Consider the following 13196-nt stretch of genomic DNA (forward strand, 5'->3'; position numbering starts at 1 on the left):
AGTTCTACTCCAAACTTAAAAAGTCTTTTGAGGCCTGTTCTCCCCTCTTCAGGCCGAGGGCCTCCTTGTAGTCCCACCTTCTACCGTCCTCCATTATCCATATCTTAACGCTTATGAGCGGACCAACCGCCCTCTCCCTCTCCACATCCATGCGGTGGAAGTTAATCGCTATTCCCCTTGGATGCCGCTCGACGACGCCTATAACGTCCGTGTTGTACTTGTCCGCTATGGTGGTGAGGCTGTAGTTCCTCCTCGGGACGAAGGTTCCACCTGTCAGTTCCGCAAAGACCTGGGCGAAGGAGAGGTGGTCAATTCCAGTTCTCTTGGCCACCGTGACGACGAGGGGCATGTCCTCCTTTATGGGCCTCAAATCCCTGAACCCTATCTCGCGCTGGAGCTTTATGCCGTGGAGGTAGAGGTAGCCGAGGTAGCCCCAGTCCTCGGGGTCAACCTTGATGAAGGTCATCTTGAGGGGGTTGCCCTTCCAGACGTTGATTATCAAAAGCCTCTCATAGCCCCTGTCGTAGGCCTCCATGAGAAGATCCTGGAGCGTCTTCTTTCCCCGGGTGAGGTAGAGGGAGTTGGGGAAAACCCTCTCCAAGTCGTGTCCGAAGCTCCTCGTCCTTCTTGTGGGTCTGTGGGAGGTGGTTATCAGCATCATGGCTCGCACCCGGGGTAAAAAAGAAACTCAAATCGCCTTTACGCGCCTTGCCACCTTTGGCCTGGGCTTGTAGAGAATCTTGCTCCCGCAGTAGGGGCAGCGGACTTCCCTAACGGTCTCCAGATCAAGCGTAAACTCCTTACCGCACTTCAAACACCTGTACGTGGCCTCGACCATGGCTTTCACCAAAAAGAGTTTTTGGGGGCTCAGCCCCTAGCCTTGGTAACCCTCTGGGCGACCTTTCCAACGGGGGTGCTCGGGAGGTACGCACCACCGGCGAAGGTCGCACCGCACTTCTGGCACTGCCAGATGCCAGTGCTTATCCTCTTGACGGCTTTCCTGCCGCATACGGGGCAGATGTGCTTCTGCCTCATCCTGGCCTCGACGGCCGCAACCCTTCTCCTAATCTTGAGACCGTAGCGGGGGCCAAACCTTCCGGCCGACCCGACCTTACCAACCTTCCTGCTCTTCTTCTTAGCTTTAGCCATATGAGCATCACCCCTAATGATGATTGTGCTGAAGGCCATATGATATGGCCATTTAAAAGGCTTTTCCTTAAAATTTTAGGGAGCTATCTCCGCCAACCTTAGCTCTAATCAGCCACTTATAAGTCTTTTGCTTGAGAAAAGCCAAAAGAGGACGGAGAGGAGTTGCCTCACTCCCCCTTAACCGCCTGAAGCACTGCCTCCCTGAGCTCCGCCGCCTTCCTGAGGGCGATGTCAACGGCCGCACCAATCTCCTCAAGCTTGAAGCTTCCGGCTTCGCTCTTCTGGACGGCGGATATGTAGCCGTTCTCGTCCGTTGTAATGGTCAGCCTCGAGTCCATGACGTTCTCCTCGTCGAGGTTCGGGTCAACGAGAAGGACATCCCTTATCTTGGCGAAGGTAACCGGGATGGGGACCTTCGTTACGGGAAGGGGCTCGTACTCGTCGAGGGTCTCAAGCTCTCCAGTTTCTTCGTTGTAAACGACCTTCGGCAGTTTTGTGCTCATGAGGGCCGCTATTATCGCTATCCCCGTGGCGTCGAAGAGGTTTCCGTCGTGGTCTAAGACATGGACGTCTATGAATATAACCCTGACGAGCTTTCCGGGAACTATGACGAGCTTTTCGAGGTCAACCGCCTCGCTTTCTCTTATGCCCCTGTCAACCACACGCGCGAGCTCTATGGCCCTCTCATCCGGCGGGCCGGGCTCGAAGGTCGGTGAAGCGAGGGGAACGAGCTCGACGTTGGTGGTCATGACACCCCTGTTGGGCAGGTCGGGGAACGGCTCCCCCACGTCGGCCTTTATTCCCACGAGAACCTGCGTGTCTCCGAGTCTCACCCACGCGGAACCCTCCGCCTTCTCGATAACGTTGACTTTAACTTCGAGGGGCCTGTACTCGTCAAAGGCCCTGCCGTCAGCCCTCTTGCCCTCCTTAAGGAGCTCGAGGATGTAATCCTTCATAATCGTGGCTACAACGTTCATCTTTCATTCCTCCTTGAGCACGTTGAGGTATTTTTCCTTCAGGGCCTCGCGCTGCTTCTGGTATATCGCCTTGGCGCCCTTGATAGCTAACCTGACTGCCTCCATGAACTCCTCCTTGGTGAGGTAGCCGTCCATCTGGAGGAGCGTTATGTTGTTCTTTATGGGCATTATGGCAACCGGCACGTCAGCTCTTCCGTAGTTGTCCTCCTCCTTGTTGAGGTCGAGCACTATCGTGTCCTCTATCTTTCCGGCGGCGCAGGCCGAGACGAGGTCCTTCATGGGTATTCCCGCGTCGGCGAGGGCGAGTGAAGCGGCCACTATTCCCGCGACCCTCGTTCCAGCATCCGCCTGCAGAACCTCGATGAACACGTCAACCGCTGTCCTCGGGAAGAGCTCGAGTATTACCGCAGGCTCAAGGGCGCCCTTGATGACTTTGCTTATCTCCACACTCCTCCTGTCCGGTCCGGGCTTCTTCCTATCCTCAACGCTGAAGGGGGCCATGTTGTAGCGAACCCTCAGGATCCCCCTGTCCGGCCTCTGGAGGTGCTTGGGATGGATCTCCCTCGGGCCGTAAACGGCGGCCAAAATCTTGTTCTTGCCCCATTCTATATAGGCCGAACCGTCGGCGTTCTTAAGGACGCCCACCTCCATTGTGATGGGCCTGAGTTCGTACTTCTTTCTTCCGTCTATCCTCTTTCCGTTCTCATCAATGAGCTTCAAATCCTCGGGTTTTCCCATCATTCTCCCTCGCCTCCCTCGATTTGGGGTACCTCCTCAATAACACCCTGCTCCTTTAGCTCCTGAAGGCGTCCAATTATGTACTCCTTCACCCTGTCCGTGAGCCCCTGGGTGTGGCTCTCCCTGTTCACCTTTATTATCGCCTCAATGGCAACCTTCTCAAGCTCCTTCTCCTTTCCGCTGACCCACACCCAGCCGTTCTGACCCACCACTATCCTCGTCCGGGTGAGGCTCTTGATCATGTTTATCATGGAGCCACCCTTTCCTATGAGCCTCGGAACCTTTGAGGGCGTTATTGTGACGAGCTGGCCTCCCCTGAGGGGACCACCGCGGAAGGGCATGCCCTTCGTGGTGAGGTCAATCTGGTTTATCTCGTTGAATGCCTTCACCCTGGCGTAGATTATGTCCCCTATGTCGAATATCCTCCTAAGGTCCGTCTTAGCGAGGTCTATACGCTCGTCCGTTGCGTCCTGGACGCGAAGGCCGGCCTGATAGGGGGCGCCTATATCAACGGCCCAGTTCGAGAAGCGGACGTCAACTATCATGCCTATGACGTTGTCCCCAACCTCAGGTATGTACGGCCCCTCGAGGGGGATCACTCTAACGAGGTCGTTCCTGACTTCCACAAGCCCTATAACTGCCGCGTAAACCCTGTTCCCTTCCCTAAAAGTGCCTTTACCTGCCTTGAATGGTCCCTGAGCTATCAGAGTTCCCGGAACCACCAGTTCCTTACTATTCACAAACACCTTCTTCATAAGCCCTTCCTCTCTACCAGTTTAGTTACGACGGTGCCCTTCGTGAGGGCGTTGAGCTTCTCATAGAACTCGTTCTCAAGTCCGCCGGGAATCTCGATTAAAAACATCCACGAGCCGTCGCTGGCCCATTCCTCCTTCTTGATGGTTCCAAAGTGGCGAACCTCCCCGAAGGCCCTGCCCGTGTATTCGGAGGGTATCTTGACGGCTATCACCTTTGTCTCGATCTTTATTGGGAGAATTCTGCGTATGGCCTTAAGCACGTTCGGCACCTGGGCCTCAGCATCTTTAAAGAGGTCAACGTGGACTCCAGCCTCGTCCATTGCCTTGAGGATTCTCTCCGGCGGATGGGGGTAGCCGGTTCTCGGGTCAACGCCGTTACGGTGAATTATGACCGCTATCTGCCTTCTCTTCTCCTCGAGCATCTCACGCCTCTGCTGGGCCGTGAGCTGGACTTCGCCCTTCCTAAGGATTACCTTGGCCACCTCGTAGGGATCGCTCGTGCCAAACACCTTCTCCATCTCGTGCTCGCTCGCCTTGTCCCCCTTATGGGCATCCTTAAAGACGTAGGGGGTGGCAAGGATCTCCTCCATCGGAACGTCCTTGCCCTCCTTGAAGTCCCTGGCGAGGTAGGGGTCAACGAGTACCTCGAAGGTCTCACCGTGTGTCTTTAACCGGGCAATCACTGCCTTGTCAACGCTTATCGGCATGCGCCCCCACCTCAGTAGTTGCTGTCGAGTTCGGAGTAGTCAACTTCCTCTTCCTCGACTTCCTCTTTTTCGGCCTCTTTGAGGGCCTCCTCGAGGCACTTGGCGACCTTCTCCTTCTCGACCTTCATGAACTTCTTGTCCTTGACGGTTATGACTGCAACCTCTATGCTCTCGGGGCTGGGTTCTTCTATAGTCTTGGCGAGGGCCAGAACCGCGAGCCTTATGGCCTCGTCGAGGCTCATGTCCTCCTTGTAGTGCTCCTCGAAGATGGCCATGGCGGTGTTCCTTCCGCTGCCTATGGCGACGGCCTTCCACTCAAAGTAGGCACCGCTCGGATCCGTCTCGTAGAGTTCGGGCTTCTCGTTAACACCCGCCATGAGCAGGGCCGCACCGAAGGGCCTGACACCGCCGTACTGAGTGTGCATCTGTTTGAGGTCGCATATCTTCTTAACGAGAACGTTCAGGGGAACGGGTTCGCCGTAGGTGAGGCGGTAAACCTGGGCCTCCAAGCGGGCCCTGTCCACGAGAATCCTCGCATCGGCAATTATTCCACTTGAGGCGGCAGCTATGTGCTCATCAATCTGGAATATCTTTTCGTAGCTCTCGGGCTCGATAAGCCTGCTCGTAACCCTCTTCTCAACCGCCAGAACCACGCCTTCCTTGCACTTTACTCCAACGGCCGTAGCACCGCGTTTCACGGCCTCCCTTGCATACTGCACCTGGAAAAGCCGTCCGTCAGGGCTGAAAACAGTTATTGCCCTGTCGTAGCCGGCCTGTGGTGGTACAAACGCCATTTTACATCACCTCATGAGTTATCGTAACTTTTTATAATCCGACTTTCACTCTTCCCCTTATATACCCTCCGCCGGTTTTTTATTAAGTTTTTCCACGCCCCCTTTCGTTAACCACAAAAATTTTAAGGTTAACGTTATAGTCCCCCCGGTGGTTGAAATGAAAGGACGTGAGGTAGCGTTCGCGGGACTCTTCGCGGCCCTTACAGCGGTAGGAGCTCAAATAAGCATTCCCATAGGCGAGGTTCCAATAACGCTCCAGGTGCTCTTCGTTCTCCTGAGTGGAACGATTCTGGGGGCGCGTCTCGGAGCAATCAGCCAGCTCGTGTACATTATAGCCGGAGCGGTGGGCTTTCCGGTGTTCGCGGGTCTATCCGGTGGACTGGCCGTCCTGTACGGACCCACGGGAGGCTACTTAATGGCCTTCCCCATAGCGGCCGGTATAGCGGGCCTCTTTGCTGAGAAACGACGCCTCGAGTACTGCATCTTTGGAGCACTCGTCGCTATAGGAGTGATATACCTCCTCGGCTGGTTCCGCCTCGGGCTGTTCCTCCACGACTTCAGGAAGGCCCTCCTCGTAGGGGTCGTCCCGTTCGTAGTTTTCGATCTGATCAAGGCCGCGGTAGCCGTTAGCGTGACGGGAAGGGTAAGAAGGGCCCTCTCCCTCTAAACTCCCCCATTTTCCAGGTTCTTCTCCGCGAACCTGAGGTCAAAGGGAGTTCTCACCTTGAAGAAGCTTAGCGTCACCTTCGGGTTCCTGGCACTCAGCTCCTCTATGGATACGGGCTCGTAGTCGAGGTGGTGGGGGATGCATGAGATACGGCTCTCCCCCTCGGCCAGGCACGCATCTAGGGTAGCTCTCAGTGCCTCAACCTCGTAAAAAGCATGTGTCACCTCAAGGCTCCCGTTGGCCCAGCGGGGTATTAAAGCCTCAGCATCGCTCTCAAGGAAGAGCGTGGAGAGGTAGTTCACGAGGAACGGCATGAGAAGCGGCATGTTGCCTCTCACGAGGAACACTTCCCCCGAGCGCGGCAGGGCATTCAGGAGTGCTTCCACCTCGTTCTTTGCCCGCACACCAATGGGGTTCCCCACATGAAGGGAATAGCGCTTCACCTTCCCGGAGGGGACCACCGTGAGAACATCCCCTATCCTCTTGGCCTGTCCGAGCCTCCTCTCCACGAGCGATACCATCGGCTCATCGTCGAGGGGCGTGAGGTACCCGATTCCCCTCTCCCTGAAGGCGAGAATTACTCCGAGCATACTCCCACATGCGCGCAATGGTTTTTAAGGGCATTGCCCTAGTGAGCCCAGGTGGTGAGAATGCAGGCACACCATGTGAGGATAAGCACCTTCATACACGCAACCGAGGACGAGGACAAGGTGCTCGAGGCGCTCTCAACCTTTATCCCCGGTGAGATTGACGATGAGGACGTGAACTTCGAGGTGGTATCAACGGAGGGTTACTTCGGCAACCCCATCAAAGTTGTTACCGCGGAGATAAAGCGCTCAAAGGCCGTCAGGGCCTTTCTGAAACACCTGAAGAGCCTCCTCACGGAGGATGATGTGGACTACATCCTCGAGCACCTCGACGAGAAGGTTGACGAGGACGGGACACTCTACATCCGCTTCGACAAGCAGAAGGCCTACCTCGGGGAGGCGGAAGTGGCCGAGGGCGAGGACGTCATCAAGGTCATGGTCAAGGTCAAGGCGTTCCCCATGAGGAAGGAAAGCGTTGTGAAAGCGGTTGAGGAGTGGCTGGCGGGATGAGATGGGTTGAGCCGGACGTGAGGAGCGAGGAGGCCTACGAGAGGGCGGAGGAGCTCTTCGACGAGGTGGTTTACACTAAGGTTCTCCGCCTCGAGAAGAGCCCCGACTACGGAAAGCTCAAGGAGGAGCTTAGGGAGCTCCGCGGGAAGTACGACCACGTTGCCCTCCTAATAGAGACCACGAAGCCATCCCTGATCAGGGAGGTTAAGAGGCGGAACCTAAAGGCCCTAATCTACGTGCAGGGCGGGAACCTTAGGGTGAACCGCTTCGCGCTGGAGAGTGGTGTTGATGCGCTCATAAGCCCGGAGTTCGGGAGGAGGGATTCGGGGTTGGATCACGTCCTGGCACGTCTCGCGGCCAAAAACGACGTCGCGATAGGCTTTTCCTTGGCGCCCCTCCTCAGGGCTAACCCCTACGAGAAGGCTGCGATGCTGAGGGAGATGATGCGCAACTGGCGCCTCATTGAGAAGTACCGCGCCCCAAGGTTCATAACGAGTTCGGCTGAAACCAGATGGGGCGTTAGAGATCCGCGGGACCTCGTGAGCTTCGGCGTCGCCCTCGGGATGGACTTACCCCAGGCCAAGGCCTCCCTAACGGTTTTCCCGGAGAGGATGCTCCTCAGGCAAACTTAATAAACCCCGCCTCCAATCCCTCCCCCATGAGCGAGAAGCCGAAGACCCTCCCACCGACCCTAAGGGACAAGCACAGGTATCTGGCCATCCAGGTTATCGGTGAGAGGCCCTTTTCCTCCAAGGAGATAAAGAACGCCGTCTGGGAGGCGGCGCTCTCAACGCTCGGAACCCTCGGGAGCGCGCGGGCAAAACCGTGGTTCATAAAGTTCAACGAGAAGAGCCAGACGGGAATAGTGCGGTGCGACAGAAGGCACGTCGAAGAGGTACGCTTCGCCCTCGCGCTCATAACGGAGATAAACGGCTCCAAGGCAGCTTTCAGGGTTCTCGGAGTCTCGGGAACCATAAGGAGGCTCAGGCTCAAGTTCCTCAGGGAATTCGGGTGGTGAAGTGTGAAGCCCCTCCGCGATTCTCCGGTTAGGCGGAGGCTCCTGCAGCTTCTCCGGGAGAAGGAATACGTTTCCGGTGAAGAGGTAGCCAGGGAGTGCGGCGTTTCGAGGATAGCAGTGTGGAAGCACGTTAAAGAACTAAACGAACTCGGCTACACCATAGAATCCACACCCAGGGGATACAGGCTTCTTGGCGAGGCGGACGTTCCCTATCCCTGGGAGCTGGACGTTAAGGCCTACTACCTCCCAGTTACCCATTCAACCATGGACGAGGCGAGAAAGCTGGCCGAGAGGGAGGAATTTGCCCTCGTCATAGCGGGACGGCAGAGCTCGGGCAGGGGAAGGGTGGGCAGGGAGTGGGAATCTCCCCCCGGCGGCCTCTACTTCTCCGTGCTCCTGAGGCCCCGCCTCCCCCTTGAGAGGGTTAGGGAGCTCTCCATACGGGCGGCGGAAGTGGTCGCGGGGGTCATTGGCGAGATGGGGATTGAGGCGGTGGCAGATAACGGCGACGTCTTCGTTGAGGGAAGGAAGATAGCGGGAACCCTCGTGGAGGCCTTCGGGGAGGCCGACATGGTGAGGTTCGCCATCCTCGGGGTGGGAGTGAACGTAAACAACCCCGTTCCCCAGGGGGGCACATCGCTCTCAACGGAACTGGGGGAGAGGGTGAGCCTTCTGGGGTTTGCCCGGAGGCTTTTCGATGAGCTCGTGAAGGCCCTCCAGCCCACACCTTTTTAAGTCCGGCCCTGAAGTTTTGAGAGATGATAGAGGTAAGGAACCTTCACCACACCTACCCCGATGGAAAGGAGGCACTGAAAGGGGTTTACCTCACCGTGGGCGAGGAGATAGTGGCGTTAGTGGGGCCCAACGGAAGCGGAAAGACAACGCTGGCGAAGCACCTCAACGGTTTGCTCAAGCCAACCTCGGGGGAGGTTCTGGTGGACGGTGTGGACACTAGAGAGGCGAGCGTGGCGGAGCTGAGCAGAAAGGTGGGCTACGTTTTTCAGAACCCCGAGCACATGTTCTTCGAGGAGAACGTTTTCAAGGAGGTCGCTTTCGGGCCGAGGAACCTCGGGCTGAGCGAGGATGAGGTGGAGGAGAGGGTGAAGTGGGCCCTAGACGTGGTCAACCTTCGGGGCTACGAGGACAGGAGCCCCTACTCCCTGAGCGGTGGGGAGAAGCAGAGGCTGGCGATAGCGTGCGTTCTGGCTATGAGGCCGAAGTACCTCGTTCTGGACGAGCCAACGACGGGTCTGGACGAGAGGAGCGCGGCCAGCGTTAAGGAGGTCATAAGGAGGCTCCACGATGATGGCCACGGGATAGTTCTCATAACCCACGAGATGGAGCTCGTCCTTGAGCTGGCGGAGAGGGTCGTGATGCTCCAGAACGGCAGGAAAATCTTCGAGGGCCTTCCGGAAGAGTTTTTCTCCCTCGACCTGAGGATGCACGGACTTGAAAAGCCCTCCCTCCTGAAGATAGCCGAAAGGGCGGGGATTGGCTTTGTCAGGAGCGTGGACGAGTTCATAGAGCGGCTGGGGAGGGAGCTGCCGTGATATACAACCTCTACGTCCAGAGGGATTCGCTCCTTCACTCCCTCGACCCTAGGGTTAAGATAATCGGCGCTTTCCTTGGTATCGTCGCGGTGGTGACCTTCAACAGCCCTTACCTCCTCGGCGCCCTCTTCCTAATGCTCATCGCGGGCCTCAGGCTCCTGGGGAGGATAACGCTGGGGGAGCAGTGGAGGGTTCTAAAGCCCCTCCTTCCCCTAATGATTATCACCGCTGCCATATGGCCCTTCATTTTAAAGCCCCCGCTCTTCGGCCTTCTCTTTGGCGCGGGCTACGCCTTCCGCCTCGGGAGCATGGCTTTGATAACCTTCTCCCTCCTGCTGACCACGAAGCAGAAGGAACTCGTGCTCGGCTTCATAAAACTCGGCATGCCCTACGAGATAGGCCTGACCCTCACGATAGCCCTCCGCTACATCCCAACCCTCTACATTCTCGCCACCAACATAATGGACGCCCAGAAGGCCAGGGGCCTTGAGCTGGAGAAGGGTAACTTCCTTCAGAGGGCGAGGAAGACCGTCCCGATCCTCGTACCCCTAATAGTGTCCTCCATAAAAACGGCCCACGAGCTGGCTATAGCCCTTGAGAGCAGGGGCTTCGGGGCGGGGAAGAAGAGGACGCTCCTCCACGATATCGAGATGAAGGGAAGGGACTACGCCGCGCTGGCCGTTCTGATGGCCGGTTTTGCCGTGCTGATGTTTCTGCGCTACCGCTACGGCCTCGGCCACGTTGAGTTGAGGTTTTAGCTCATGAGCTCCATGGCGAGGAGAGCACTAAGCATCAGCCCCATAACGAGCATCGTCCTTTTGGTGTAGAGCTTCGCGGCCCTCTTCTCGTAGTAGCTCCTCGGTGAGACGTTGAGGATGTAGAGGGAGAGCAGGGAGCCGCTCAAAAGGCCGAGTACGTTCTCCGCGGTGAGTATCAGGGAGCCCCTGAAGACCTCCAACCAGCCCATGGCGAGGGATATCCCCACAACCGTCGTCGGGGGAACGAGAGCGGCCGCTATGGATACCCCCGCAAGTATCTCCGGGATTCTGCTCACTATCGCAACCACCCCGGCGTAGCCAAGGATTATGGCCAGCACTATGTACACGAGGCCCGATTCACCCCTCGCGAGGATTTCCCCCGTGGGAGCGGGCGGCATGAGGGAGAGAGACCTCATAAGGAGCGAGACCACAAGGGATGAGGTGAATACAACCCCAAGGAGCTTTAGAATGGAGTAAACAGCCTTCAGTGCGTCCCTTCCCCATGACGATGTTGAGGGAGAAGCCGTAGAGTGGCCCGAGGATGGGCGAGAGAAGCATGGCGGAGATGATCATAACGACGCTCTCGTTTATCAGGCCGAAGAGGGCTATTATAGAAGCCACCGCCCCGAGGGTCAGCTGAATCGGGTCAACCTCCGCCTGCCTGTTGGCCTTTTCCACGAGCCCCTCTATGTCCGCCATCGTCCAGCGCCCCCTGAACTTCTGGAGGGCCCTTACGGAGTTGGAGTACTTGACGGACCTGCCGCTAACGGGGGCCCACGTTATCGAGGAATTCACCCTGCGGAGGTCCACCGACTTCATGAGCTCGTCCACAAGGTCGTTTATGGCGAACTCGGGAACCAGAGCGGTGAACCTCAAAACAACCTCGCCGCTGCCCCGTACCTCCTCAACGTAGAACTGCACCTTCCAGCGGGAGAGAATCTCCGATACCTTCTCCCCCTCGTTTTCCGCGCAGTAGAGCTCAAGGCGCAGCATGGGACATCATGGAGGTGTAGGGCTCGCGCCTAATAACGTTTCCGGCACGCTTTTTGGGGGTAAAAGAAGTATCAACGGCACAAAACCTGAAAATCCAGAAGAAGAATGGAAGGGGCTTCACTTGCCCCTGCCCTTGTTGGCCCTTATGCTGGGCCTGACCTTCTCGGCACCCTTACCCTTGTTCCTAAGTCCCCTGCTCTTCTTTCCAGCGGAGGTCAGACCGCGGAAGACGCGTCCCTTGTGGGCCTTGCCGGCTATCCACGCTATCTTCGGGTCGCTCTTGATGACGGGGTGATGCGGGTCAACCATGATGACCTCAAACCACTTGTACATACCGTCCTCGCCGACCCAGTAGGAGTTGAGAACCTCGAGGTTCGGGTACTTCCTCGCTGCCCTCTCCTCGGCTATCCACTGGAGGCTCTTCTTGGGGGAGTACCTCACCATACCCATCTTGGAGGGCTTCCTGCCGCCCTTCCACCTGGGCCTCTTCCTTCCTCCCCTCCTCACGCGAACCCTAACGACGACGTAGCCCTGCTTTGCCTGATAGCCGAGGTTTCTAGCGCGGTCAAGCCTCGTGGGCCTCTCAATCCTTGTAACTGAAGGCTCTCTCCTCCACTTTATCATCCTGCTCCTGAGGAGCTCCTTAACGTAGCTCTCCTTCGGGGCCTTCCAGGCTTCCCTTATGTACTTGTACATTCCCATCTCGTTCCCTCCTTCCATGTTTGTGGTTCTCCCTTACGGGAACATCCCGCGGGTCTACCCCGCCAAGTCATGGGAAGTTCGAGGTTGGGTTTTTAAGGGTTGCGGAATTAGGTGCTGAACCTCAAATGTTCTCAAACCCTGTGAACAGCCGGAACTTCAGCCCCGCTTTTCATCAACTAAAAGCACTTTATCCGACCTGTAGTCGTATGTGATTATCGCATTGACATCCCTACCGTTGCTGTATCCACCGATTAAATAGATATACCTCCCATCCCAAACAACGGGAGCCTGGGCGAGGGGAAACGGAAGTTCGCTCTTCATTTTCTCCACCGAGTTCTCCTCGGGACTGAATTTGAAGATCTCCGTGCTGAAGTTCTCCCACGTTAGGAAGCCACCGAATATGAAGATGCCATCGTCTGTGGCAACCGCGCTTCGGGCGTAATATTTCGTGGGCAAGGTCACGTTAAGCCACTCGAACGAGAGTGACTGCGGGTCGAACAGGGCTATCCTGTCCCGGAACACGAGGTAGCCTCGCCCTCTGTACCACACCGTGGAGTACTTACACGTTCCGGGGTTATCGAATCCATCGGGATACGTGACGTTTAACATTTCAAGTCCCGGGTTATCCGGATCAAACCTGTAAACGAACCTTTCCTCTAAATCAAATGATTTTAAGAATAGGTATACGTACCTCCCGTCCCATAGTGCGGCTTTGCCCGAATTGGGATACGGCAAGGAGACGTTCAGGGTCGTCAGCTGATTTGTTTCGGGGTTGTATAAGTACACATCGGGTGTTTCATACGCCGTCCCCTCGTTTTCAGTGCCCCCGAAGATGATGACTTCCTTTCCCGTCCAGGCGGCAGTCTCACCGGGAATTGGTTTCTCTCCAATGGGAATTCTCAGGGCAACCTTTTTCTTCTCTCCATAAATCTTGTAAATTCGGAATTCTTTGGTATCCGTTTCTTTGCTAAGAACATCCGCCCCCACAACAATTTCTTTCCCGGTCCATACGGCAAAACGGGCGTGAAGGTAAACGCTGTCATCGAGTTTTGGGACTCCTCCGAAGGTACCTTCCTCAATGCCGTCAAGGTACTCATTCTCCAGTATCTTTACAGCTGCAATGCCCGTTAGGAGCAGGAGCAAAATGAGAAAAAATGGGAGGGGTCTTTTCATTTTTCATCCTCCCCGTGGTGGTATTTCCGTCATCCTATTTTAAACATTGTCTCCCTCTCCTCCCTCTGAGGCAGTAACCCTTATAATTTTTTCTTTTAATTTGGGTTATTTTTAAACC

Annotated in this window: 20 protein-coding genes; 7 read left to right on the forward strand and 13 right to left on the reverse strand. The window is 56.3% G+C overall.

What is annotated here, in order from left to right; genetic code table 11:
• Window positions 1–4 precede the first annotated feature (4 nt).
• The 8 genes from PFER_RS04725 to psmA all read right to left on the reverse strand — a co-directional run bounded on the left by PFER_RS04725 (window position 5) and on the right by psmA (window position 5120).
• Window positions 5–661, reverse strand: a complete 657-nt coding sequence (locus tag PFER_RS04725; protein ID WP_048149303.1) for a ribosomal biogenesis protein — start codon at window positions 659–661, stop codon at window positions 5–7.
• Between the two features lie 27 nt (window positions 662–688).
• Window positions 689–838, reverse strand: coding sequence for a DNA-directed RNA polymerase subunit P (locus PFER_RS04730; protein ID WP_048149305.1), 150 nt, complete (start codon window positions 836–838; stop codon window positions 689–691).
• Between the two features lie 29 nt (window positions 839–867).
• Complete coding sequence (locus PFER_RS04735) at window positions 868–1149, reverse strand: 50S ribosomal protein L37ae (RefSeq protein WP_048149308.1); 282 nt, start codon at window positions 1147–1149, stop codon at window positions 868–870.
• Window positions 1150–1316: 167 nt separating this feature from the next.
• Window positions 1317–2126, reverse strand: coding sequence for an exosome complex protein Rrp42 (rrp42, locus tag PFER_RS04740; RefSeq protein ID WP_048149310.1), 810 nt, complete (start codon window positions 2124–2126; stop codon window positions 1317–1319).
• 3 nt (window positions 2127–2129) lie between these two features.
• Window positions 2130–2867 carry an exosome complex exonuclease Rrp41 gene (gene rrp41 / locus PFER_RS04745; RefSeq protein ID WP_048149312.1) on the reverse strand — a complete coding sequence of 246 codons (738 nt, stop codon included), beginning with the start codon at window positions 2865–2867 and terminating at the stop codon, window positions 2130–2132.
• On the reverse strand, window positions 2864–3619 hold the full coding sequence (gene rrp4 / locus PFER_RS04750) for an exosome complex RNA-binding protein Rrp4 (RefSeq protein ID WP_048149314.1): 756 nt from the start codon (window positions 3617–3619) through the stop codon (window positions 2864–2866). The genes rrp41 and rrp4 overlap by 4 nt, the downstream gene beginning before the upstream one ends.
• Window positions 3616–4326 (reverse strand): ribosome assembly factor SBDS, encoded by a 711-nt coding sequence (locus PFER_RS04755; protein WP_048149316.1) that lies wholly within the window; start codon window positions 4324–4326, stop codon window positions 3616–3618. Before PFER_RS04755 ends, rrp4 begins: the two co-directional genes overlap by 4 nt.
• A gap of 11 nt (window positions 4327–4337) precedes the next feature.
• A complete protein-coding gene (gene psmA, locus PFER_RS04760) occupies window positions 4338–5120 on the reverse strand; it encodes an archaeal proteasome endopeptidase complex subunit alpha (protein WP_048149318.1) in 783 nt (260 codons plus the stop codon).
• Between the two features lie 157 nt (window positions 5121–5277).
• Between psmA and PFER_RS04765 the strand changes: the two genes are divergently transcribed.
• Window positions 5278–5787, forward strand: coding sequence for a biotin transporter BioY (locus PFER_RS04765; protein ID WP_048149320.1), 510 nt, complete (start codon window positions 5278–5280; stop codon window positions 5785–5787).
• Here PFER_RS04765 and mobA read toward each other — a convergent pair.
• Window positions 5784–6377, reverse strand: coding sequence for a molybdenum cofactor guanylyltransferase (gene mobA, locus PFER_RS04770; protein ID WP_048149322.1), 594 nt, complete (start codon window positions 6375–6377; stop codon window positions 5784–5786). The two genes, PFER_RS04765 and mobA, sit on opposite strands and share 4 nt — an antisense overlap.
• Window positions 6378–6437: 60 nt before the next feature.
• On the opposite strand from mobA, the gene PFER_RS04775 reads away from it, so the two are divergent.
• From PFER_RS04775 to PFER_RS04800, 6 genes are read left to right on the forward strand one after another with little or no spacing between them, the layout of a single operon-like run.
• Window positions 6438–6884, forward strand: coding sequence for an RNA-binding protein (locus PFER_RS04775; protein ID WP_394296995.1), 447 nt, complete (start codon window positions 6438–6440; stop codon window positions 6882–6884).
• The gene (locus PFER_RS04780; RefSeq protein ID WP_048149326.1) at window positions 6881–7516 is read left to right on the forward strand and encodes a Ribonuclease P protein component 3; all 636 of its coding nucleotides are present in this window, start codon (window positions 6881–6883) and stop codon (window positions 7514–7516) included. The genes PFER_RS04775 and PFER_RS04780 overlap by 4 nt, the downstream gene beginning before the upstream one ends.
• A 26-nt stretch (window positions 7517–7542) precedes the next feature.
• Complete coding sequence (locus PFER_RS04785; protein WP_048149328.1) at window positions 7543–7902, forward strand: ribonuclease P protein component 2; 360 nt, start codon at window positions 7543–7545, stop codon at window positions 7900–7902.
• A gap of 3 nt (window positions 7903–7905) precedes the next feature.
• Entirely contained in the window at window positions 7906–8637 is a 732-nt protein-coding gene (locus PFER_RS04790) for a biotin--[acetyl-CoA-carboxylase] ligase (RefSeq protein WP_048149330.1), read from the forward strand.
• A gap of 23 nt (window positions 8638–8660) precedes the next feature.
• Window positions 8661–9452 carry an energy-coupling factor ABC transporter ATP-binding protein gene (locus PFER_RS04795; RefSeq protein WP_048149332.1) on the forward strand — a complete coding sequence of 264 codons (792 nt, stop codon included), beginning with the start codon at window positions 8661–8663 and terminating at the stop codon, window positions 9450–9452.
• On the forward strand, window positions 9449–10210 hold the full coding sequence (locus PFER_RS04800) for an energy-coupling factor transporter transmembrane component T family protein (RefSeq protein ID WP_048149334.1): 762 nt from the start codon (window positions 9449–9451) through the stop codon (window positions 10208–10210). The genes PFER_RS04795 and PFER_RS04800 overlap by 4 nt, the downstream gene beginning before the upstream one ends.
• Here the strand turns inward: PFER_RS04800 and PFER_RS12410 are convergent.
• The 4 genes from PFER_RS12410 to PFER_RS04815 form a co-directional block, all read right to left on the reverse strand.
• Window positions 10207–10641: a DUF389 domain-containing protein gene (locus tag PFER_RS12410; protein ID WP_245612444.1), complete on the reverse strand. Its 435-nt coding sequence runs from the start codon at window positions 10639–10641 to the stop codon at window positions 10207–10209. The two genes, PFER_RS04800 and PFER_RS12410, sit on opposite strands and share 4 nt — an antisense overlap.
• Window positions 10568–11203 (reverse strand): hypothetical protein, encoded by a 636-nt coding sequence (locus PFER_RS12415; protein WP_245612445.1) that lies wholly within the window; start codon window positions 11201–11203, stop codon window positions 10568–10570. Before PFER_RS12415 ends, PFER_RS12410 begins: the two co-directional genes overlap by 74 nt.
• A gap of 117 nt (window positions 11204–11320) precedes the next feature.
• Window positions 11321–11905, reverse strand: a complete 585-nt coding sequence (locus tag PFER_RS04810) for a 50S ribosomal protein L15e (RefSeq protein ID WP_048149421.1) — start codon at window positions 11903–11905, stop codon at window positions 11321–11323.
• A gap of 156 nt (window positions 11906–12061) precedes the next feature.
• The gene (locus PFER_RS04815; RefSeq protein ID WP_048149336.1) at window positions 12062–13078 is read right to left on the reverse strand and encodes a Kelch repeat-containing protein; all 1017 of its coding nucleotides are present in this window, start codon (window positions 13076–13078) and stop codon (window positions 12062–12064) included.
• Between the last annotated feature and the right edge of the window lie 118 nt (window positions 13079–13196).

Origin of the sequence: Palaeococcus ferrophilus DSM 13482, assembly GCF_000966265.1 — an archaeon.
In the GTDB taxonomy this organism is placed as follows: domain Archaea; phylum Methanobacteriota_B; class Thermococci; order Thermococcales; family Thermococcaceae; genus Palaeococcus; species Palaeococcus ferrophilus.